The organism is Streptomyces sp. SudanB5_2050 (genome assembly GCF_964272335.1).
In the GTDB taxonomy this organism is placed as follows: Bacteria; Actinomycetota; Actinomycetes; order Streptomycetales; family Streptomycetaceae; genus Streptomyces; species Streptomyces rochei.
The window spans coordinates 4883148-4902497 of the sequence record NZ_OZ186760.1; the positions used below are offsets into that span (position 1 = coordinate 4883148).

Sequence of the window (19350 nt, forward strand, 5' to 3'; positions counted from 1 at the left end):
CCGCACCCCGTAAGGAAAGCCAGGTATGGCCATGGACGTCATCTCCGTCATCCGCACCAAGCGTGACCGCGGCGAACTCAGCGACGAGCAGATCGACTGGGTCATCGACGCCTACACGCGCGGCGCGGTGGCCGACGAGCAGATGTCCTCGCTCGCGATGGCGATCCTGCTCAACGGCATGAACCGCGGCGAGATCGCCCGCTGGACCGCCGCGATGATCGCCTCCGGCGAGCGCATGGACTTCTCGTCCCTGTCCCGCCCGACCGCCGACAAGCACTCCACGGGCGGCGTCGGCGACAAGATCACCCTGCCGCTGGCGCCCCTGGTGGCGGCGTGCGGCGCGGCCGTCCCGCAGCTCTCCGGCCGCGGCCTCGGCCACACCGGCGGCACCCTGGACAAGCTGGAGTCGATCCCCGGCTGGCGCGCCCTCCTCTCCAACGAGGAGATGCTGAACGTCCTGGACGGGGTGGGCGCGGTGATCTGCGCGGCCGGTGACGGCCTGGCCCCCGCCGACAAGAAGCTGTACGCCCTGCGGGACGTCACCGGCACGGTCGAGGCGATCCCGCTGATCGCCTCCTCCATCATGTCCAAGAAGATCGCGGAGGGCACCGGCTCCCTGGTGCTGGACGTGAAGGTGGGCTCGGGCGCCTTCATGAAGACCATCGAGGACGCCCGCGAGCTGGCCTCCACGATGGTCGGCCTCGGCACCGACCACGGCGTGAAGACGGTCGCGCTCCTCACGGACATGTCCACCCCCCTCGGTCTCACCGCGGGCAACGCCCTGGAGGTCCGCGAGTCGGTCGAGGTCCTGGCCGGCGGCGGCCCGTCCGACGTGGTCGAGCTGACCCTCGCCCTGGCCCGCGAAATGCTGGACGCGGCGGGCCTGCCCGACGCCGACCCGGCGAAGGCCCTCGCCGACGGCTCCGCGATGGACGTCTGGCGCCGCATGATCGCGGCCCAGGGCGGCGACCCGGACGCCCCGCTGCCCACGTCGAAGGAGCAGCACGTCGTCAAGGCGGGCGCCTCCGGCGTCCTGACCCGCCTCGACGCCTACGACATCGGCGTCGCCGCCTGGCGCCTGGGCGCGGGCCGCGCCCGCAAGGAGGACCCGGTGCAGGCCGCCGCGGGCGTCGAACTCCACGCCAAGCCCGGCGACACGGTCACCGAGGGCCAGCCCCTCCTGACCCTCCACACCGACACCCCGGACCGCTTCGCGTACGCGCTCGCGGCGGTGGAGGGTTCCTACGACGTCGCTCCGGCGGGCACGGACTTCACCGCCTCGCCGGTGGTGCGGGAACGTATCGCCTGACCAGGGGTTTCCTCGATCGGGTGAACGGGACCGGTGGACCTCCACCGGTCCCGTTCGGCATGTTCACTGTCCGGATGCGGGAATGCGAGGGTGACTACGTCCTGGCCGACAACGTGTGGGACGAGACCGTCTGGGTCTGGCGTCGGACAGAGGCCCCCAGGGGCTGCAAGGTGGAGATCGTCGAAGGCCTCATCACGGTCACACCCCTCTCATCCGTCGCGCACAACGGCGTTGCCGGACGCGTCCAACGGCGCCTCTACGACGTCGTCCCGGAGGACTGGGGCGTCTACCAGCGTCTCCCGCTCGCCGTGCCCGGTCGACTCGGTCTCTTCGAGCCGGACCTGGCTGTGGTGCCGGAGGCGTTGCTGCCGGAGGCGTTGCTGCGCGCGGGAGACGAGCAGCTGATCCTCGCATCCAAGGCCGAACTCGTCGGGGAAATCGTCTCCGCGGCCACGGCGACCAACGACCGGATCCACAAGCTCGCGGGCTACGCCCAGGCAGGCGTCCCGTTGTACCTCCTGATCGACAGCCTGGCGCCGGGCGGCCCGACGGTCACGCTCTACGGCGAACCCGACGGCGAGACCTATCGGGTCCTGTACGCCGGGGAAGCAGGCGATCAGGTCGTGTTGCCGGCTCCCTTCCGGTGCACGCTGCACACCTGTGAGTTCCCTGGAGGCTGACTCACCCCAACACCGCCGCCACCCCCACCAGCACCGGCACCGAGACCACCGTCGACACCAGGATCGCGTCCCGGGCCAGCCGCTCGCCCACCCCGTACGTCGACGCGTACGTGTACAGGTTCTGCGCCGCCGGAAGCGCCGACGTCACCACCACGTCGAGGAGTTGGGCGCCCCGCAGTCCGAAGACCCCCGCCGCCAGCGCCCAGGCCACCGCCGGCTGCCCCACCGTCTTCAGCGCCACCGCCAGCAGCACGGGCCGCCGTTCCACGCCCCGCAGCGGCATCGTGGAGCCGCACAGGCCGATGCCGAAGGCCAGCAGGACCGCCGGGACCGACATGTTGCCGATCAGGGTCAACGGGTCCATCACCGGCGCCGGCACGCGCAGCCCGCTCGCCGCCACCGCGACGCCCGCCAGCGAGCCGACGGCTATCGGATTGCGCACCGGCGTCAACAGCCGCCGCCACAGCGGGCCCTTCCCGCCTCCTCCCGACAGGTCCAGGATCGTCACCGCCACCGGTGTGACCAGCACCAGCTGGAACAGCAGCACCGGCGCCACCAGCGAGGCGTCCCCCAGGACGTACACGGCGATCGGGATGCCGAGGTTGCCGGAGTTGACGTAGCCGGAGCAGAGCGCGCCGATCGTGGTGCGGCCCGCGCCCCAGCGCCGTGCGACACCCACCGCGACGAAGACCCCGGCCACCGCGGCCGTGGACAGTGCCGTGACCAGCAGACGGCTGGAGAAGACCACCGACAGGTCGGCCGTCGCCAGGGTGGTGAACAGCAGGGCGGGGGAGGCCACGTGGAAGGCGAGCTTGGTCAGGACCTCGCGTCCCTGGGGGCCCAGGTGGCCCCGCACCCCCAGCACGTACCCCACGGCGATGACGACCGCGATCACCGCGAAGCCGGTCAGCACCCCCTGCACGGCACCTCCCCGCCGAGCGGACGGAGCGGGGACGGCGCGGCGGGGGGAGAGGATGCGTGGGGCATACAGCAAACCCTCCGGGGGAGGGAGTGCGCACGTCAATGTGATCTCTGATGGCGGGCACCGATGAATTCCCGGACCGCCCCGGGTCTACCGCACGTGGACGCCGTGACACCCGCCGTACTCGTGCTGCCGGGGCCCGTCTCCCGAGGGGAGACACCCCGGCTCTGCGACGAGGTGCGCGCGCTGATGGAAAGCACCCGGGCCGGGGTGGTCGTCTGCGACGTCGGCGGGCTGGGACCGCCGGGGCTCGCCGTCGTCGACCTGCTGGCCCGCCTGCAGCTCACCGCCCGGCGGGCCGGGGGCCGCATCCGGCTGCGCGACCCCGACCCCGCGCTACACGCCCTTCTCGACCTCGTCGGTCTCCGCTTCGAGACGGAGCGGCAGGTCGAACAGCGGGAACCACCGCTTGGTGTCGAGGAAGCAGTGGAACCCGGTGATGCGGCCGTCTGAGATCTCCAGCACCTGCACGGCCCACGGCGCGTAACCGCCGGCCTCCGGGTCCGGCTTGTAGTGCGCGAAGGCCGGCAGCCCGTTGGCGTTGACCGGCACCAGCCGGGAGTTCGCGCACGCGGCGCCGAGGGTCGTCATGAAGCCGGTGATGTCCGACGGGCCGGCCAGCCACAGGTCGAACGGCGGCATCGTCATGATGGCGTCCTCGTGCAGCAGCGCCGTCAGCGCCGTCATGTCGTAGCCCTCGAAGGCCGCGACATAGCGCTCCAGGAGCTTCTGCTGCTCCTCGTCCAACGGGTCCGAGACCGCCGCCTCGTCTCCGCGCTCCGCCCGCTCGGCGAGGGTCGCGCGGGCGCGCTGCAGGGCGCTGTTGACCGAGGCGACCGTGGTGCCGAGCAGCTCGGCGACCTCGCTCGCCCGCCACGCCAGCACCTCGCGCAGGATCAGCACCGCCCGCTGCTTGGGCGGCAGCTGCTGGAGCGCGGCCATGAAGGCGAGCCGCACCGACTCCTTGGCGACCGCGGCCTCGGCCGGATCGGCGGTCGAGGGCAGCACACGGGCGTCCGGCATGGGCTCCAGCCAGGTGTGGTCCGGGCGGGGGGACAGGGCGGCCTGGGCCAGCGGTGTGGCCTCCGTCAGGTCCATCGGGCGGGCCCGCTTGTTGCCCGCCGTCAGCATGTCCAGGCAGACATTGGTCGCGATGCGGTAGAGCCAGGAGCGGAGGCTGGAGCGGCCCTCGAACTTCTCGTAGCTCCGCCAGGCGCGGACCAGGGTGTCCTGCACCGCGTCCTCCGCCTCGAAGGAGGAGCCGAGCATCCGGTAGCAGTACCCCGTCAGCTCGACCCGGTGCTTCTCCAGCGCGGCATCCAGCTCCGTCGTCATGGTGCCGTTGGTCATCGTCCACCCACCCCTGTGGCCGTCCCGTCGTGCGCGTCTTCGCGCCTCGCACTTCGGAAGCTACCGCAGGGGACTGACAATGGCCTGTGGAGTCGGGAAACGCGCAGGTCGAAGAGGTGTGCCGGTCGGCGTTCCCGGTGCCCTCAGGCCCGCGCCGGCACGCCCCCGCCCGTGCGCCGCGCCGCCAGCGAGCCGGCCACCGTGATCGCCACGACGCCCACCACCGCCAGCAGTCCCACGCCGACCGTCCCGGCCCAGCCGCCCGAGTGGAAGGCCACCGCGCCGACCGTGCTGCCCGCGCTGGAGCCGATGTAGTAGGCGGACTGGTACAGCGCGGAGGCCTGCGCCCGGCCGTGCGTGGCCGTCCGGCTCACCGCCGAGGAGGCCACCGCGTGCCCGGCGAAGAAGCCCGCCGTGATCAGCACCAGACCCAGCAGGACCAGCGGCAGGGACGGGGCCAGCGACAGCAGCAGGCCCGCCGCCGTGGTGCCGCCGCCCAGGTACAGCGCCCCGCGCCGGCCGAGGCGGCCCACCAGTCGGCCCGCGGTGGACGCCGAGACCGTGCCCACCAGGTAGACCAGGAAGATCGAGCCGATGACGCCCTGCGGCAGCGAGAACGGCGCCTCCGTCAGCCGGTAGCCGATCACCGTGTAGACGCCGCCGAACACCGTCATGAACAGCGCGCCGATCGCGTACAGGCGGCGCAGCAGCGGGTCGGCGAGGTGGTCGCGGACCGTGCGGGCCAGCACCCCCGGACGCAGCGAGCCCGGAGTGAAGTGCCTCGGCGCCGGCAGCAGCATCCGGAAGGCGACCGCGCACGCCACCGCCACCACGCCGATCACGCCGACGGCGACCCGCCAGCCCCACTCCTGGGCGACCCAGCCGGTGATCACCCGGCCGCTCATCCCGCCGACGCTGTTGCCCGCGACGAACAGACCGATCGCCGTGACCAGCGCCCGCGGGGTGACCTCCTCCGCGAGGTAGGCCTGCGCCGAGGCGGGCAGCCCCGCCAGCGCCGCGCCCTGCACCGCGCGCAGCGCGACCAGCGCCGGCAGCGACGGGGCGAAGGGGACCAGCAGCCCGACGGTCACCGCGACCGCGAGCGAGGCCGTCATGACCGTACGCCGTCCGAACCGCTCCGACAGCGCGCTCATCGGCAGCACGAACACCGCCAGACCACCGGTCGCGGCGGCCACCGTCCAGCTCGCGTCGCTCGCCGTGACGCCCATGTCGCCGGAGATCAGCGGCAGCAGCGCCTGGGTGGAGTAGAGCAGCGCGAAGGTCGCGACGCCCGCGAGGAAGAGGGCGAGACTCATCCGGCGGTAGCCGGGGCCGCCCGGGGCCATGCGCGAGTCGGGGACGTCGGGTGTGCCGGGGACGTCGGGTGCGGAGACGGAAACGGCGGCGCCCACGGTGGTGGACGCCCCGGTATCGGCGGGAGTCATACCGTGACCGTACGGAGCCCGCGACTCATCCGTCCAATGCATGGAATGGTCATAATCGTTCCCATGGTGCATCAGCAAAGCTCACAGGGGCGTCTGTCACCGTCCGGTGACACGGAAGACATCGTCACGCTGCTCGCGCCCCGCCTCGCGCACTTCGCGGGCGTGGCCCGGACCGAGCACGTCACCCGGGCCGCGCAGGAGATGAACGTCCCCCAGTCGACGCTCTCCCGGGCCCTGGTCCGGCTCGAAGCGGACCTGGGCGTCGACCTGTTCGTCCGCCGCGGCCGCACCCTCGCGCTCACCGTCGCCGGGCGCACCTTCCTCGGCTCCGTGGAACGCGCCCTCGCCGAGGTCGAGCGGGCCGCCGAGGAGGTCCGCGCGGACGCCGACCCGGCCACCGGCAAGGTGGCCTTCGGCTTCCTGCACACCATGGGCGCCGAGACCGTCCCCGGCCTGCTGCACGCCTTCCGCGCCGACCACCCCCGGGTCCGCTTCAGCCTCGTCCAGAACTACGGCGAGGCCATGCTGGAGCGCCTGCGCGCCGGCGAACTCGACCTCTGCCTGACCTCGCCCGTCCCGGACGCCCCCGACCTGGTCGCCCGCCGCCTGGACGAGCAGAAGCTGCGCCTGGTCGTCCCCGCCGACCATCCGCTGGCCGGCCGGCGGCGCATCCGCCTCGCCGAGGCCGCCGACGAGAACTTCGTGACCCTGGAGCCGGGCTACGGACTGCGCCGCATCACCGATGCCCTGTGCAAGGAGGCCGGTTTCCGCCCCCGGGTTGCCTTCGAGGGGGAGGAGGCCGAGACCCTGCGGGGCCTGGTCGCCGCCGGCCTCGGCGTCGCCCTCCTGCCGCCGCCCGCCGTGCCCCGCCCCGGCGTGGTGGAACTGACGGTCACGGCGCCGCGCGCGGCCCGGGAGATCGGCGTGGCCTGGCTCGCGGGGCGCACGGACACCCCGCCGGTGGCGGCGTTCAAGAGGTTCCTGCTGTCCAGGAGGGGTCACCTGCTGCCGGACTGACCGCGGTGGCTAGCGCCGTAACGACTTCCCGAAGCCCACCGCGAGCGGCATCCGCAGACCCAGCGGCGGGGGAGCGGCCAGGGCGTCCTCCACCGGCCGCGAGAAGTGCCGGCCGAACAGGGCGCCCATCACGAAGTCCTCGGCCAGCGCCGCGACTTCCTCCCGGTAGTGGCGCAGCCCGTGCCCGTCGGAGTGCACCTCGAACCGGCACACCGCGCGGTTCGCCTTCTTCGCCCGGGAGGCCAGCCGGAACGACAGCTCGGGGTCGCTGCGTTCGTCGTTGGTGCCGTGCACGATCAGCACCTGCCGCCCGGCGAGCTGCTTCACCGGTTCGGGCGGCGCGGCCACGTCCTCGTCGGGCAGCCAGGGGGCGATCGCCAGCACCGAGTTGACGGCGTCGTGCCCGCCCGCGCGCAGCGCCGCCCGGCCGCCCATGCCGATGCCGGCCAGGCACACGGGCACGTCGCCGTAGCGGCGTACGGCCTCGTCGGCGGCCCAGTCGGCGTCGCGGGCGAGATGGGCCTCCGCGCCGTTCCAGCCCCGGTAGCGGTAGTGCACGACGTGGGCGGCCAGGCCCTCCTCCCGTCCCGCGCGTGCGAGCCGGCGCCCGAGCGCCCGCACGGAGGCCGCCGCCAGCAGCGCGGACGGTCTGCGGCTGGACACCTCGTCACCGGCGGGGAGCAGCAGCACCACGCCGCTCACCGCCGTCCCCTCCGGACCGAGCGTTCGCCCCAGCCGGGCCCGACGGACCGGCGTCGCTTGCTGTGCCATGGCAGAACATTCTCAGAAGACCGGGTGTACGCCACCCGTCATCGCAGTCACCGTTACATATCGGCCGGTCCGTAAAGCGCGGCCCCTGCGGCGCGTTCACCGCGGCCGGCCGTTCACCCGGTGCTCTACGCGCGTAGGAGTTAGAGTGCGGAAATGACGAGCCAGAGCACCGCGAAGACCAGCGCGAGGACGCCGACGCCGGACCACATCCGCCGGGCGCCGAAGGTTCTGCTGCACGATCACCTCGACGGCGGGCTGCGCCCCGGCACGGTCGTCGAACTCGCCCGTGCCACGGGCTACTCGAAGCTCCCGGAGACCGACCCGGACCGGCTCGGCACCTGGTTCCGCCAGGCCGCCGACTCCGGGTCGCTGGAGCGGTACCTCGAGACCTTCTCCCACACCGTCGGCGTCATGCAGACCCGCGACGCCCTGGTCCGGGTCGCCGCCGAGTGCGCCGAGGACCTCGCCGAGGACGGCGTCGTCTACGCCGAGGTGCGCTACGCCCCCGAGCAGCACCTGGAGGGCGGGCTCACCCTCGAGGAGGTCGTCGAGGCCGTCAACGAGGGCTTCCGGGAAGGCGAGCGGCGGGCCCGGGCCGCCGGTCACCGCATCCGCGTCGGCGCCCTGCTCACCGCCATGCGGCACGCGGCCCGCGCCCTGGAGATCGCCGAACTCGCCAACCGCTACCGCGACCTCGGCGTGGTCGGCTTCGACATCGCGGGCGCCGAGGCCGGTTACCCGCCCACCCGGCACCTGGACGCCTTCGAGTACCTCAAGCGCGAGAACAACCACTTCACCATCCACGCCGGCGAGGCGTTCGGCCTGCCGTCCATCTGGCAGGCGCTCCAGTGGTGCGGCGCCGACCGGCTGGGGCACGGCGTGCGGATCATCGACGACATCCAGGTCCACGAGGACGGCTCGGTCGAGCTGGGCCGGCTCGCCTCGTACGTCCGGGACAAGCGCATCCCCCTGGAGCTGTGCCCCAGTTCCAACCTCCAGACCGGGGCGGCCGACTCGTACGCCGAGCACCCGATCGGCCTGCTGCGCCGGCTGCACTTCCGTGCCACGGTGAACACGGACAACCGGCTGATGTCGCACACCAGCATGAGCCGGGAATTCGAGCACCTGGTCGACGCGTTCGGTTACACGCTCGACGACATGCAGTGGTTCTCCGTCAATGCGATGAAATCAGCGTTCATTCCTTTCGATGAACGACTGGCCATGATCAATGACGTCATCAAGCCCGGATATGCCGAGTTGAAGTCCGAATGGCTGTTCCAGCAGACGGCTTCCACCAGCGGTTTCTCCGGTGGTGCGGGCTGATCGGAAGGAGACGGTAATACGGATGCGGGGGTCGGCGTTCACAATCCGTCCGCATTTCGATGTTTGCCGCGGAGGGTGATGCGTGTTTACGGTCAAGGACCGCTCAGATCCCCGTCATCCCATTCGAGGACGCATTTCATGAAGCAGTCTGCTGCCAAGACCCTCGGCGTCGCCGCCCTCGGCGCCGCCTTCGCCGCCGCCGGTGCGGGCGCGGCCACCGCGGCCCCGGCGCTCCCGGACACCGCCCAGACGGTGGACTCCGTCGCCCGGACGCTGCCCGCGGAGACCGTCTCCCAGGTGGCGCCCGGCGCCGGAAACCTGGTGGAGCAGGGCCGGCACGTCTCCACCACGGGTCTGACCGCCGCTCAGCCGGTCGTCGAGCAGGTGCTCAACGAGCAGATCTCCGAGGGCCCGACCAAGCCGGTCGCCGGACTGCTCGGCGGCCTGCCGGCGAAGGGCCTGCCCACCCAGGGCCTGCCGGTCAACGGCCTCCCGATCGGCGGCTGACCTCCTCCCCAGACGCGCCGGAAGGGGCGCACCCGGTGTCGCCGGGTGCGCCCCTTCGGCGTGCCGGAGGGCGGTGCGTCCCTCGGACGCGTCACCGCCCGGCACCGGTCACCAGGCCGTCCGCGCGGCCTTCTCCTCGGACGGCAGCAGCATCCACAGCGCCAGGTACAGCAGGAACTGCGGGCCGGGCAGCAGGCAGGAGACCAGGAAGATCACCCGCATCGTGGTGGTGGAGGTGCCGAAGCGCCGGGCCAGCGCGGCGCACACTCCGCCGATCATGCGGCCGTGGGTGGGGCGGGCGAGGCGGGACATCGCGGCTCCTTCGTCAGCGTGTGGCGGGGACTGTCCGGGTCGGATTCCCCTTCATCTGCCCTCCACGCTACGGAGACGAACGGAACAAAGCGTCGCTCTACGGGGCGATACCGACCCTGGGAATCGTCGGGGTCCGACCCTGAGCGGGCTCCTCCTGGGGGACGTCCCGCCGCCGCCCCCGCTCGGACCTGCGGCGGAGCCGGGCACGGCCCGCGGGGACCACGGCGAGGTGCGCGAGGGCCACGCCCGCGGTGTTCAGCAGCAGCGAGTCGACGTCCACCACCTGGCCGGGCACGCCCGTCTGCAGCAGCTCGATGCCCAGCGACAGCAGCGCCCCGGCGGCCGTGGTGCGCAGCAGCGAACCGAGCGGGGAGACGGCCAGCCGTCCGCCCGCCGCGGGGAGCAGGACGCCCAGCGGTGCCAGCAGCGCCAGCGACCCGCCGATGGCCCGGCCCGCCGCCGGCCAGCCCAGCGCCAGATCGGCGCGGATGCCGTCGAACGGCTGGAGATTGGGCGGCAGCACCCAGGGGACGTCCAGCGGTCGCAGCGTGTACCAGGCGACGAACGCGAGATGTGCGACCAGGAGGACACTTCCTGTCACACGGATGCGGAGCGCGGCGCTGCCGCCGAGGAACCCATGACGCTGCACGCCCCCCTAGACGCGGCCGCCGCCGCGCTCGGTTCCGGCCCCTCCCACGCAAGGGTGAGGCTTGCGCCACACGGCCCACACCGCGCCACCCGCGCCGCCCACACCGCGCCGCCCGTGCCGCACGGCCCACGCCGGGCCGCCGTCAGCCGTCGGTGACCTCGGTGGACGGCGGCTCGTTGCTGCCCGGCCGGGCCCGGACCTCGTCCGTGCACGAGTAGCGGCGGGCGGGCCCGTCGGAGGGACCGGCCAGCACCACGGAACCGTCGCCCTCGGCGGCCGCCGAGTCGGAGAAGGTGCACACGACCTGGGCGAGCGCGTACGAGGTGAGGTCGTCGGGGGCGGTGCCCAGGCGCAGCGTGTCCTCGGGGTCGCCCGGCCGCGGGCCGCTCACGGTGATCCCGTCGCGCACGTCCGTGGTGTACCCGGCCTGCTTCTCCGCGGCCGACGGCTGCTCGACCAGTTCGTCGAGCAGCCCCTGGGCGACCAGCACCCGGCGCCCGGAGTCCGCCGCGGCCTCCGGCACCCGCACCGTCCGGTCCACGGCCACCAGCGACGACCCGCACAGCAGGAACACCCGGACCGGCACACCGGGCGCCGACCGCTGCGCCGCGTCCGGTTCGGAGAGCGAGCAGCGCACCCGCGACGGCGCCGGACCGAAGTCCGTGGGCACCTCCGTGGCGCGGATGCCGCACCCGGTGAGCAGCAGGGCCAGCACGGCCGGCACGGCCCACCCGGCCGTCCCGCGGAGTGCCGGCAGCCGGCGTACGGTCATCAGACCTGTCCCTTCGCGTCCTCGCCCTTGCCCTCGTCCCGCGCCGAGCCGTCGGAGCCGGCGCCGTCGCCGCCGTCGTCCGCCGCGTCCCCGTCCGCCGGGGGCGACGGGTCCTGCGGCAGCCGCAGGACGAACACCGCGCCCCCCTCGGGGTGGTTCTCGGCGGTGATCTCCCCGCCGTGGATGTGCGCGTTCTCCAGGGCGATGGACAGGCCCAGCCCGCTGCCCTCGGAGCGCGGCCGGGACGCGCTCGCCTTGTAGAAGCGGTCGAAGACGTGCGGCAGGACGTCCTCGGGGATGCCCGGTCCGTGGTCCCGGACCCGGATGACGACCTCGTCGTCCGCCCGCGCCACCGACACCCGCACCGGCGACCCGCCGTGCTTGAGCGCGTTGCCGATGAGGTTCGCCAGGATGACGTCCAGCCGCCGCGGGTCGAGCCGCGCGTGGATGCCGCGCTCGGCGTCCAGGTCGACGGCGTCCAGCCAGGCGCGGGCGTCGATGCAGGCGGTGATCTGGTCGGCGACGTCGACGTCGTCCAGGACCAGCCGGGCGGTGCCCGCGTCGAATCGGGTGACCTCCATCAGGTTCTCCACGAGGTCGTTGAGCCGCCGCGTCTCGCTGACCACCAGGCGGACCGCGGGCTCGATCATCGGGTCGAACCCGCCGCCCTCGCCCTCGAACTCCAGCTCCTCCTCCAGCACCTCCGTCACGGCCGTGATCGCCGTCAGCGGCGTACGCAGCTCATGGCTCATGTCCGCCACGAAGCGCCGCGACGCCTGCTCCCGGCCCGCCATGTCCGCGACCCGCTTCTCCAGGTTCTCGGCGGCGCTGTTGAACGTCCGGGACAGATCGGCCAGTTCGTCCGTGCCGGAGACCCGCAGCCGGGTGTCCAGCTTGCCCTCGCCCAGGCGCCGCGCGGCGACCCCCAGCCGGTGCACCGGCTTGAGCACGGTCGTCGCCAGCGCCTGGGCGAGCAGCGCGGAGCCGAGCAGGGCGAGGCCGGTCGCGATCCCCAGCGACCAGGCCAGCGAGTTGAGGTCCTTGGCCTCCGGCTCCAGCGACTTGAGCATGTAACCGGTCGGCCCGCCGCCGATCACCCTCGTCCCCGCCACGAGGTACGGGGTGTCGTCCTCGGTGATCCGCTGCCAGTACAGGTGGTACGGGTGCTTGTTGGCCGAGGTGACCTCCTGCTCCTCGTTCACCGCGGTGCGCAGCGACTCGGGCACGTCGGCCAGCGAGAAACCGCCCAGCCCGCCGGAACTGGCGTACACGGTCTTCCCGTCGGAGTTCTCGGCGACCAGCAGCACGCTGAACCGCTGGCTGCTGCCCGCCATCTGTCCCGCCGTGTGCTGCAACTCGTCCTGCGAGGGGTGCTCCGGCAGCGCGCCCGCGCGGTTCTGCATCTCCTGCTCGAAGCCCCGCAGCACGGCGTCCTGGGCGCGGGTGAGCACCGCCTCCCGGTTCAGCCAGTAGGCGATGCCGGAGGCGGAGACGGCCGCGGTGAGCGCGACCAGACCGAAGACGAGGACGAGCCGGAGCCGCAGGCTGGTGAAGCGCAGCCCGGACCAGACTCCCTTGCGAGCCGCGGCGAAGCCGCGTGAACCCCCCTGGTGTTCCCGTGTCACTGAGGCGGATCCAGCCGGTAGCCGACACCGCGCACGGTACGGATCAGGGTCGGGGACGACGGCACGTCCTCGACCTTGGCGCGCAGCCGCTGCACGCAGGCGTCCACCAACCGGGAGTCACCGAGGTAGTCGTGCTCCCACACCAGCCGCAGCAACTGCTGGCGGGACAGCGCCTGCCCCGGCCGCCGGCTCAGCTCGAGCAGGAGCCGCAGCTCGGTCGGCGTGAGCTGGAGGTCCTCCCCGTTCTTCGTCACCGTCATCGCGGAGCGGTCGATGACCAGGCTGCCGAAGCTCGCCGAGTCGCTGGACTCCCGTTCCCCGCGCCGCAGCACGGCTCGGATACGGGCGTCCAGCACCCGGCCCTGGACGGGTTTGACGACGTAGTCGTCGGCGCCCGACTCGAGACCGACGACCACGTCGATGTCGTCGTTGCGCGCGGTCAGCAGGATGATCGGCAGCTGGTCGGTGCGCCGGATGCGCCGGCACACCTCGAACCCGTCGATGCCGGGCAGCATCACGTCCAGCACGATCAGGTCCGGCCGCTGCTCGCGCAACAGCTTCAGACCGTCCTCACCGCTGGCAGCGGTGGCCACCCGGTGACCCTGGCGCGTCAGTGAGAGCTCCAGGGCCGTGCGGATGGCGTCGTCGTCCTCGATCAGCAACAGGGAAGGCACGGGCTCATTCTGGCCCATGGAGGGGTCGCGGTTCGACCTGTGGGTCCACAACGGCCCCCACCCTGCCGCCGGACCCTGTGAAGGAACCGTGCGGCACCCGTGACGGACCCCTGTGACAGGTCTGTGACAGTCGACGGACACGGCCATGAAGTCGCCGCGGCAAGCTTTTCGGCACAGGCAACACAGCAGGACGCACGACGCAGTACCGAAGTCGAACACCGGAAGTCCACGACGGGGGGCGCGAGATGAACACGCTGCACGGCACCAGCACCAGCGCAGTGGTCACGCGTCTGCACGACGTGCACACACACCGGTCCACGGAGAAGTCCGGTGTCGTGAGCGGGCGGGGGTGCGCTCGCGGCACCGGGCGGCAGCACACCACCTACATGACGGTGGTGGACGCCGCCAAGGGGGGGACGCACGGGGGAACGGCGTACGGGGAGGCAGAGGGGGAGCGTCGCTCGCTGTCGGAGGCGGAGTTCACCGCCTACGTCCAGGAGCGCCGCGCCTCCCTGTACGCCACCGCCTACCACCTGACCGGCGACCGTTTCGAGGCCGAGGACCTGCTGCAGAGCGCGCTGTTCTCGACCTACCGGGCGTGGGACCGGATCAGCGACAAGGCGGCGGTCGGCGGATACCTCCGCCGCACCATGACCAACCTGCACATCAGCGCCTGGCGGCGCCGCAAGCTCAACGAGTACCCGACCGAGGAACTGCCGGAGACGCCCGGCGACACGGACGCGATGCGCGGCACCGAACTGCGCACGGTCCTGTGGCAGGCGCTGGCTCGGCTTCCCGAACTCCAGCGCACCATGCTGGTCCTGCGCTACTACGAGGGCCGCACGGACCCGGAGATCGCGGACATCCTCGGCATCAGTGTCGGCACGGTGAAGTCCAGCATCTGGCGGTCGCTCCGCCGGCTGCGCGAGGACGAGGTCCTCAGCTTCGGCCGTGACCGGGAGGACGCCTTCGGCGAGCTCGTCGCCTGAGGGCAGGGAGGTCCGGGGGGACCTCCACCAGAACCCGTGAAAAAAAGTTCGAGCCGGGGTGTATCAGGGGGAGGGGACCGGGCTCTTACTCACGGGGAAGCACCACGGGGGAACCACCCGGGGGGATACGGGGGAACGGGGAACACGGGGGAGCACGGGGGAAGAGAGCGGGACTGGAGGGCCGGGGGGTCCGTCCAGTCCCGCTCTCGCGTGTACGGGGGTGCGGGTACGGGGTACGTGTACGGGGGAGCGCGCGAGGGTGCGCTACGCAGCCGTGCGGGCCGTGGCGCACCGGCCCGCGGCGGCGGCCGCCAGCCGCCCCATCGCCTCGTCCCGGTCGCAGGCGTACGCCCCCAGGGCCGTCTGTCGCGCGATGACCGACCGTTCCTGCCGCATCAGCCGCCAGCCGCGGCGCAGCAGGAAGGGCACCGACTTGCGGCTCTCCCGCAGATCGCGCACGAAGCGGCGGCGGAAGGTCGTCACCGGGCCCCGGCTCAGGCACAGCGCGTCGGCCAGGACGCCCAGCTCCCGGCAGCGTGTCACGAGTTCGGCGGCGAAGATCCCCTCCGCGAGGAACAGCGGGGTCCGCCCGATGTCGACCGCCTCCTCACCGGTACGGGCGCTGAGCGAGATGTCGTAGACGGGCACCCGCGTACGGCCCGAACGGCACAGCTCCGTGATGGCGGCGACGGCCGCGTCCGCGTCCCACGAGCCCGGGTGGTCCCAGTCGATGTCGGAGCTCTCGGGCACCAGCGGCAGCGTCGGGTCGGTGCCCTCCTTGTAGAAGTCGTCGAGCCGCAGCACCGGGAGGCCGGAGCGGGCGGCGAGGAGGGACTTGCCGGAGCCGGAGGGGCCGCAGAGCAGCACGACTCGCGTCGGTATGGGCGGATGGGAGCTCACGGGACACCAGTCTGAGGCATCGGCGGGCGGCCCTACGACCCCGCGGGTCGACTTTGCAGCGCGCATCACACCTCGATCACCGTGCGCGGTGACCTGATCACCGTCCGCACGGTTAACACGGCAGTCCGTAGCAACCCACATCAAGAGGTGGCAGCAGCGATGGCCCGACACGCGTCCCCCCGCAGCCCGCACGCACAGCGCGCCCTGGTCGCCCTGGCGACCGCCGGAGCCGCCCTGGCGGCCGGAGCGGGAACGGCCTCCGCGGAAGGCGGCGAGACGATCGCCGGCCTGGCGCACACCCGGCCCACGTCGCTGGGCAACATCGACCCGCAGGCCGGTGTCCAGGCCGTCACCGGCATGGTCGGCTACGTCACCGGGCCCGTCGCCGACCTCAAGCCCAACCCGCTGGCCGGCACCGGCGTCGACCCCCTCGACAACGGGGTCGGCACCAAGGTCGCCGACTTCCAGCCGCTGACCTCCACCGCCCTGACCGGGCCGGTGGCCCAGGCGCAGTCGCTGGGCTCGGTGCCGTTGGTGGGGCAGGTGACGGAGCTGGTGCGCTGACGGGCCCGGTTCCGTCGCACGCGAAGAGCCGCGCCCTCCCCGGACGGGGGGAGGGCGCGGCTCGTCCCGTGGGCGCGGTGCGCGGGCCCGCGACCGCTCAGTACGAGGAGCCGGAGGCGCCCAGTGAGCCCGTGGGGTGCCAGACCGTCTTCGTCTCCAGGAACGCCGTCATGCGGTCGGTGCCCGGTGCCGTCGTCCAGTCGACCTCGTCCACAGGCTGTGGACGCAGGACGCGCTTGAGGTTGTCGGCCGCCGCGATCTCCAGCTCCTTCGCCAGCGCCTCGTCGGCGCCGGTGAGGTCGATCGCGTTGACGTCCTGGTGGGCGGCGAGCGGGGCGGCGATCTCCGCCGTACGGCCGGACAGGACGTTGACCACGCCGCCGGGGAGGTCGGAGGTGGCCAGGACCTCGCCGAGGGAGAGGGCGGGGAGCGGGGACCTCTCGCTCGCGATCACGACCGCCGTGTTGCCGGTGGCGATCACCGGGGCGATGACCGAGACCAGGCCCAGGAAGGACGACTCCTGCGGGGCCAGGACGGCGACGACACCGGTCGGCTCGGGGGAGGACAGGTTGAAGAACGGGCCCGCGACCGGGTTGCCGCCGCCGACCACCTGGGCGATCTTGTCGGTCCAGCCCGCGTACCAGACCCAGCGGTCGATCGCCGCGTCGACCTGCGCCGCCGCCTTCGACTTCGACAGGCCCTCGGCGTCGGCGACCTCCGCGACGTACTGGTCGCGGCGGCCCTCCAGCATCTCGGCGATCCGGTACAGGATCTGGCCGCGGTTGTACGCCGTCGCGCCCGACCAGCCGCCGAACGCCTTGCGCGCGGCGACCACCGCGTCACGGGCGTCCTTGCGGGAGGAGAGCGGCGCGTTCGCCAGCCACTTGCCCTTTGCGTCGGTCACCTCGTACACCCGGCCGCTCTCGGAACGCGGGAACTTCCCGCCGACGTACAGCTTGTAGGTCTTGAGGACACTCAGTCGCTGCTCGGACTTCTCAGACATCGAGGTACGCCTCCAGGCCGTGGCGGCCGCCCTCGCGGCCGAAGCCCGACTCCTTGTAGCCGCCGAAGGGCGAGGTCGGGTCGAACTTGTTGAACGTGTTGGACCAGACGACGCCCGCGCGGAGCTTGTTCGCGACCGCCAGGATGCGCGAGCCCTTCTCCGTCCAGATGCCCGCCGACAGGCCGTACGGGGTGTTGTTGGCCTTGGCGACCGCCTCGTCCGGCGTGCGGAAGGTGAGGACGGACAGGACCGGGCCGAAGATCTCGTCGCGGGCGACCGTGTGCGCCTGGGTGACGTTCGTGAAGAGCGTCGGGGCGAACCAGTAACCGGTCGAGGGGAGTTCGCAGGCCGGGGACCAGCGCTCGGCGCCCTCCGCCTCGCCCTGGTCGGCCAGCGCGGTGATCCGGGCCAGCTGCTCGGCGGAGTTGATCGCGCCGATGTCGGTGTTCTTGTCCAGCGGGTCGCCGAGGCGGAGCGTCGACAGGCGGCGCTTGAGGGAGTCCAGCAGCTCGTCGTGGATCGACTCCTGGACCAGCAGGCGGGAGCCCGCGCAGCAGACCTGGCCCTGGTTGAAGAAGATGCCGTTGACGATGCCCTCGACGGCCTGGTCGATGGGGGCGTCGTCGAAGACGATGTTGGCGCCCTTGCCGCCCAGTTCCAGCGTCAGCTTCTTGCGGGTGCCCGCGACCGTGCGCGCGATCTCCTTGCCGACGGCGGTCGAACCGGTGAAGGCGACCTTGTTCACGTCGGGGTGGGCGATCAGCGCGGCGCCGGTGCGGCCGTCGCCGGTGACGATGTTGACGACGCCCTTGGGGAGCCCGGCCTGACGGCAGATGTCCGCGAAGAAGAGCGCGGAGAGGGGGGTCGTCTCGGCGGGCTTCAGGACCACCGTGTTGCCGGTCGCGAGCGCCGGGGCGATCTTCCACGCCAGCATCAGGAGCGGGAAGTTCCAGGGGATGACCTGGCCCGCGACGCCCAGCGGCCGCGGGTTCGCGCCGTAGCCGGCGTGGTCGAGCTTGTCGGCCCAGCCCGCGTAGTAGAAGAAGTGCGCGGCGACCAGCGGGAGGTCCGCGTCGCGGGTCTCCTTGATCGGCTTGCCGTTGTCCAGGGTTTCCAGGACCGCCAGTTCGCGGCTGCGCTCCTGGATGATCCGGGCGATGCGGAAGAGGTACTTCGCGCGCTCGGAGCCCGGGAGCGCCGACCACTTCTCGAAGGCCCTGCGGGCGGCCTTCACGGCGCGGTCGACGTCCGCCTCGCCGGCCTCGGCGACCTCGGCGAGGACCTCCTCGGTGGAGGGGGAGACCGTCTTGAAGACCTTGCCGTCGGCGGCCTCGGTGAACTCGCCGTCGATGAACAGGCCGTAGGAGGGGGCGATGTCGACGACCGTGCGGGACTCGGGCGCCGGCGCGTACTCGAAAACAGGTGCCATGGTGATCAGTCCACCGTCACGTAGTCGGGGCCGGAGTAGCGGCCGGTGGCCAGCTTCTGGCGCTGCATCAGCAGGTCGTTCAGGAGCGAGGAGGCGCCGAAGCGGAACCAGTGGTTGTCCAGCCAGTCCTCGCCCGCCGTCTCGTTGACCAGGACCAGGAACTTGATCGCGTCCTTGGCGGTGCGGATGCCGCCGGCCGGCTTCACGCCCACCTGGACACCGGTCTGCGCGCGGAAGTCGCGGACCGCCTCCAGCATCAGGAGCGTGTTGGCGGGAGTGGCGTTCACCGCGACCTTGCCGGTGGAGGTCTTGATGAAGTCGGCGCCCGCCAGCATGCCGAGCCAGCTCGCGCGGCGGATGTTGTCGTACGTCGACAGCTCGCCGGTCTCGAAGATGACCTTGAGGCGGGCCGAGGTGCCGCACGCCTCGCGGACGGCGGCGATCTCGTCGTACACCTTCATATAGTTCCCCGCGAGGAAGGCGCCGCGGTCGATGACCATGTCGACCTCGTCGGCGCCCGCCGTCACGGCCTCGCGGACGTCGGCCAGCTTGACGGCCAGCGAGGCGCGGCCCGCCGGGAACGCGGTGGCGACCGAGGCGACCTTCACGCCGGAACCGGCGACGGCCTCCTTGGCGGCGGGCACCATGTCGGGGTAGACGCAGACGGCCGCCGTGCTGGGCGTGGTGCGGTCGGTCGGGTCGGGGCGGACCGCCTTCGCGCCGAGCGCCCGGACCTTGCCCGGGGTGTCCGCGCCTTCCAGCGTCGTCAGGTCGACCATCGAGATGGCGAGGTCGAGGGCGTACGCCTTCGCGGTGGTCTTGATCGAACGGGTGCCGAGCGAGGCGGCGCGCGCCTCCAGGCCGACCGCGTCGACGCCGGGCAGCCCGTGGAGGAAGCGGCGCAGCGTGCTGTCGGACGCGGTGACGTCGGCGAGTCCGTGTGCGGGTGCAGCGGATGCAGTGGTGGGCATGGTCACCAGGCGAGCATATCTACGCGCGTAGCGGCTGTACAGTCCCGAGCGCTTGTTCCGGCGTCCTCCCGGGCGGCG

21 protein-coding genes are annotated in these 19350 nt (G+C 72.4%); 8 read left to right on the plus strand and 13 right to left on the minus strand.

Annotated elements, in window-relative coordinates; genetic code table 11:
- The first annotated feature begins 31 nt into the window (after positions 1–31).
- Positions 32–1309 carry a thymidine phosphorylase gene (locus tag ACFZP7_RS21900; RefSeq protein WP_029394399.1) on the plus strand — a complete coding sequence of 426 codons (1278 nt, stop codon included), beginning with the start codon at positions 32–34 and terminating at the stop codon, positions 1307–1309.
- Positions 1310–1383: 74 nt separating this feature from the next.
- Positions 1384–1989, plus strand: coding sequence for a Uma2 family endonuclease (locus ACFZP7_RS21905; protein ID WP_385635324.1), 606 nt, complete (start codon positions 1384–1386; stop codon positions 1987–1989).
- A 1-nt stretch (position 1990) separates the two neighbouring features.
- Here the strand turns inward: ACFZP7_RS21905 and ACFZP7_RS21910 are convergent, their stop codons facing one another.
- On the minus strand, positions 1991–2911 hold the full coding sequence (locus ACFZP7_RS21910) for an AEC family transporter (RefSeq protein WP_019330086.1): 921 nt from the start codon (positions 2909–2911) through the stop codon (positions 1991–1993).
- A 126-nt stretch (positions 2912–3037) separates the two neighbouring features.
- Here ACFZP7_RS21910 and ACFZP7_RS21915 point away from each other — a divergent pair, with 126 nt between their 5' ends.
- Positions 3038–3424 (plus strand): STAS domain-containing protein, encoded by a 387-nt coding sequence (locus tag ACFZP7_RS21915; RefSeq protein ID WP_125536324.1) that lies wholly within the window; start codon positions 3038–3040, stop codon positions 3422–3424.
- On the opposite strand, the gene ACFZP7_RS21920 is transcribed toward ACFZP7_RS21915, so the two are convergent.
- Both ACFZP7_RS21920 and ACFZP7_RS21925 read right to left on the minus strand, forming a co-directional pair.
- Positions 3308–4321 (minus strand): sigma-70 family RNA polymerase sigma factor, encoded by a 1014-nt coding sequence (locus ACFZP7_RS21920; RefSeq protein WP_019330087.1) that lies wholly within the window; start codon positions 4319–4321, stop codon positions 3308–3310. The genes ACFZP7_RS21915 and ACFZP7_RS21920 overlap by 117 nt on opposite strands.
- A gap of 143 nt (positions 4322–4464) precedes the next feature.
- Entirely contained in the window at positions 4465–5766 is a 1302-nt protein-coding gene (locus ACFZP7_RS21925; RefSeq protein WP_030978642.1) for an MFS transporter, read from the minus strand.
- A gap of 63 nt (positions 5767–5829) precedes the next feature.
- Here ACFZP7_RS21925 and ACFZP7_RS21930 point away from each other — a divergent pair, with 63 nt between their 5' ends.
- Positions 5830–6783 (plus strand): LysR family transcriptional regulator, encoded by a 954-nt coding sequence (locus tag ACFZP7_RS21930; RefSeq protein ID WP_019330089.1) that lies wholly within the window; start codon positions 5830–5832, stop codon positions 6781–6783.
- Positions 6784–6792: 9 nt separating this feature from the next.
- Here ACFZP7_RS21930 and ACFZP7_RS21935 read toward each other — a convergent pair whose 3' ends face one another.
- Positions 6793–7554, minus strand: coding sequence for a hypothetical protein (locus tag ACFZP7_RS21935; protein ID WP_031022137.1), 762 nt, complete (start codon positions 7552–7554; stop codon positions 6793–6795).
- Positions 7555–7707: 153 nt separating this feature from the next.
- Between ACFZP7_RS21935 and ACFZP7_RS21940 the strand changes: the two genes are divergently transcribed.
- Together ACFZP7_RS21940 and ACFZP7_RS21945 are read left to right on the plus strand one after the other, a co-directional pair.
- On the plus strand, positions 7708–8877 hold the full coding sequence (locus ACFZP7_RS21940) for an adenosine deaminase (protein ID WP_019330091.1): 1170 nt from the start codon (positions 7708–7710) through the stop codon (positions 8875–8877).
- Positions 8878–9015: 138 nt separating this feature from the next.
- On the plus strand, positions 9016–9384 hold the full coding sequence (locus ACFZP7_RS21945; RefSeq protein WP_019330092.1) for a hypothetical protein: 369 nt from the start codon (positions 9016–9018) through the stop codon (positions 9382–9384).
- Between the two features lie 108 nt (positions 9385–9492).
- On the opposite strand, the gene ACFZP7_RS21950 is transcribed toward ACFZP7_RS21945, so the two are convergent.
- From ACFZP7_RS21950 to afsQ1, 5 genes are all read right to left on the minus strand, one after another.
- On the minus strand, positions 9493–9696 hold the full coding sequence (locus tag ACFZP7_RS21950) for a PspC domain-containing protein (protein ID WP_019330093.1): 204 nt from the start codon (positions 9694–9696) through the stop codon (positions 9493–9495).
- 97 nt (positions 9697–9793) lie between these two features.
- Positions 9794–10345 carry a VanZ family protein gene (locus ACFZP7_RS21955; protein WP_220672106.1) on the minus strand — a complete coding sequence of 184 codons (552 nt, stop codon included), beginning with the start codon at positions 10343–10345 and terminating at the stop codon, positions 9794–9796.
- A gap of 142 nt (positions 10346–10487) precedes the next feature.
- Positions 10488–11117 (minus strand): hypothetical protein, encoded by a 630-nt coding sequence (locus ACFZP7_RS21960; protein WP_385635326.1) that lies wholly within the window; start codon positions 11115–11117, stop codon positions 10488–10490.
- Positions 11117–12742: a HAMP domain-containing sensor histidine kinase gene (locus ACFZP7_RS21965; RefSeq protein WP_109202611.1), complete on the minus strand. Its 1626-nt coding sequence runs from the start codon at positions 12740–12742 to the stop codon at positions 11117–11119. The genes ACFZP7_RS21960 and ACFZP7_RS21965 overlap by 1 nt, the downstream gene beginning before the upstream one ends.
- Positions 12739–13416, minus strand: coding sequence for a two-component system response regulator AfsQ1 (gene afsQ1 / locus ACFZP7_RS21970; RefSeq protein ID WP_029394402.1), 678 nt, complete (start codon positions 13414–13416; stop codon positions 12739–12741). Before afsQ1 ends, ACFZP7_RS21965 begins: the two co-directional genes overlap by 4 nt.
- 245 nt (positions 13417–13661) lie before the next feature.
- Between afsQ1 and ACFZP7_RS21975 the strand changes: the two genes are divergently transcribed.
- On the plus strand, positions 13662–14405 hold the full coding sequence (locus tag ACFZP7_RS21975) for a SigE family RNA polymerase sigma factor (protein ID WP_019330098.1): 744 nt from the start codon (positions 13662–13664) through the stop codon (positions 14403–14405).
- Positions 14406–14669: 264 nt separating this feature from the next.
- Here ACFZP7_RS21975 and ACFZP7_RS21980 read toward each other — a convergent pair whose 3' ends face one another.
- Positions 14670–15272: a uridine kinase gene (locus ACFZP7_RS21980; RefSeq protein ID WP_385638499.1), complete on the minus strand. Its 603-nt coding sequence runs from the start codon at positions 15270–15272 to the stop codon at positions 14670–14672.
- Positions 15273–15464: 192 nt separating this feature from the next.
- On the opposite strand from ACFZP7_RS21980, the gene ACFZP7_RS21985 reads away from it, so the two are divergent.
- Positions 15465–15869: a hypothetical protein gene (locus ACFZP7_RS21985; protein ID WP_019330100.1), complete on the plus strand. Its 405-nt coding sequence runs from the start codon at positions 15465–15467 to the stop codon at positions 15867–15869.
- 97 nt (positions 15870–15966) lie between these two features.
- Here ACFZP7_RS21985 and ACFZP7_RS21990 read toward each other — a convergent pair whose 3' ends face one another.
- The 3 genes from ACFZP7_RS21990 to deoC are packed head-to-tail and all read right to left on the minus strand — an operon-like array spanning position 15967 to position 19272.
- Positions 15967–16872, minus strand: coding sequence for an aldehyde dehydrogenase family protein (locus tag ACFZP7_RS21990; protein WP_385635329.1), 906 nt, complete (start codon positions 16870–16872; stop codon positions 15967–15969).
- A complete protein-coding gene (locus ACFZP7_RS21995) occupies positions 16865–18301 on the minus strand; it encodes an aldehyde dehydrogenase family protein (protein WP_385635330.1) in 1437 nt (478 codons plus the stop codon). Before ACFZP7_RS21995 ends, ACFZP7_RS21990 begins: the two co-directional genes overlap by 8 nt.
- 5 nt (positions 18302–18306) lie before the next feature.
- The gene (deoC, locus tag ACFZP7_RS22000) at positions 18307–19272 is read right to left on the minus strand and encodes a deoxyribose-phosphate aldolase (protein WP_125536328.1); all 966 of its coding nucleotides are present in this window, start codon (positions 19270–19272) and stop codon (positions 18307–18309) included.
- Positions 19273–19350: the final 78 nt, after the last annotated feature.

Excerpts from the sequence above, each read along its gene's own strand:
- ACFZP7_RS21940 (WP_019330091.1), top strand. The coding sequence starts at position 7,708 with ATGACGAGCCAGAGCACCGCGAAGACCAGCGCGAGGACGCCGACGCCG.
- ACFZP7_RS21925 (WP_030978642.1), bottom strand. The coding sequence starts at position 5,766 with ATGACTCCCGCCGATACCGGGGCGTCCACCACCGTGGGCGCCGCCGTT.
- ACFZP7_RS21995 (WP_385635330.1), bottom strand. The coding sequence starts at position 18,301 with ATGGCACCTGTTTTCGAGTACGCGCCGGCGCCCGAGTCCCGCACGGTC.
- ACFZP7_RS21950 (WP_019330093.1), bottom strand. The coding sequence starts at position 9,696 with ATGTCCCGCCTCGCCCGCCCCACCCACGGCCGCATGATCGGCGGAGTG.
- ACFZP7_RS21945 (WP_019330092.1), top strand. The coding sequence starts at position 9,016 with ATGAAGCAGTCTGCTGCCAAGACCCTCGGCGTCGCCGCCCTCGGCGCC.
- ACFZP7_RS21960 (WP_385635326.1), bottom strand. The coding sequence starts at position 11,117 with ATGACCGTACGCCGGCTGCCGGCACTCCGCGGGACGGCCGGGTGGGCC.
- ACFZP7_RS21935 (WP_031022137.1), bottom strand. The coding sequence starts at position 7,554 with ATGGCACAGCAAGCGACGCCGGTCCGTCGGGCCCGGCTGGGGCGAACG.
- ACFZP7_RS21920 (WP_019330087.1), bottom strand. The coding sequence starts at position 4,321 with ATGACCAACGGCACCATGACGACGGAGCTGGATGCCGCGCTGGAGAAG.
- ACFZP7_RS21990 (WP_385635329.1), bottom strand. The coding sequence starts at position 16,872 with ATGTCTGAGAAGTCCGAGCAGCGACTGAGTGTCCTCAAGACCTACAAG.
- ACFZP7_RS21905 (WP_385635324.1), top strand. The coding sequence starts at position 1,384 with ATGCGGGAATGCGAGGGTGACTACGTCCTGGCCGACAACGTGTGGGAC.
- ACFZP7_RS21900 (WP_029394399.1), top strand. The coding sequence starts at position 32 with ATGGACGTCATCTCCGTCATCCGCACCAAGCGTGACCGCGGCGAACTC.
- deoC (WP_125536328.1), bottom strand. The coding sequence starts at position 19,272 with ATGCCCACCACTGCATCCGCTGCACCCGCACACGGACTCGCCGACGTC.
- ACFZP7_RS21985 (WP_019330100.1), top strand. The coding sequence starts at position 15,465 with ATGGCCCGACACGCGTCCCCCCGCAGCCCGCACGCACAGCGCGCCCTG.
- ACFZP7_RS21975 (WP_019330098.1), top strand. The coding sequence starts at position 13,662 with ATGAACACGCTGCACGGCACCAGCACCAGCGCAGTGGTCACGCGTCTG.
- ACFZP7_RS21915 (WP_125536324.1), top strand. The coding sequence starts at position 3,038 with ATGAATTCCCGGACCGCCCCGGGTCTACCGCACGTGGACGCCGTGACA.
- ACFZP7_RS21930 (WP_019330089.1), top strand. The coding sequence starts at position 5,830 with ATGGTGCATCAGCAAAGCTCACAGGGGCGTCTGTCACCGTCCGGTGAC.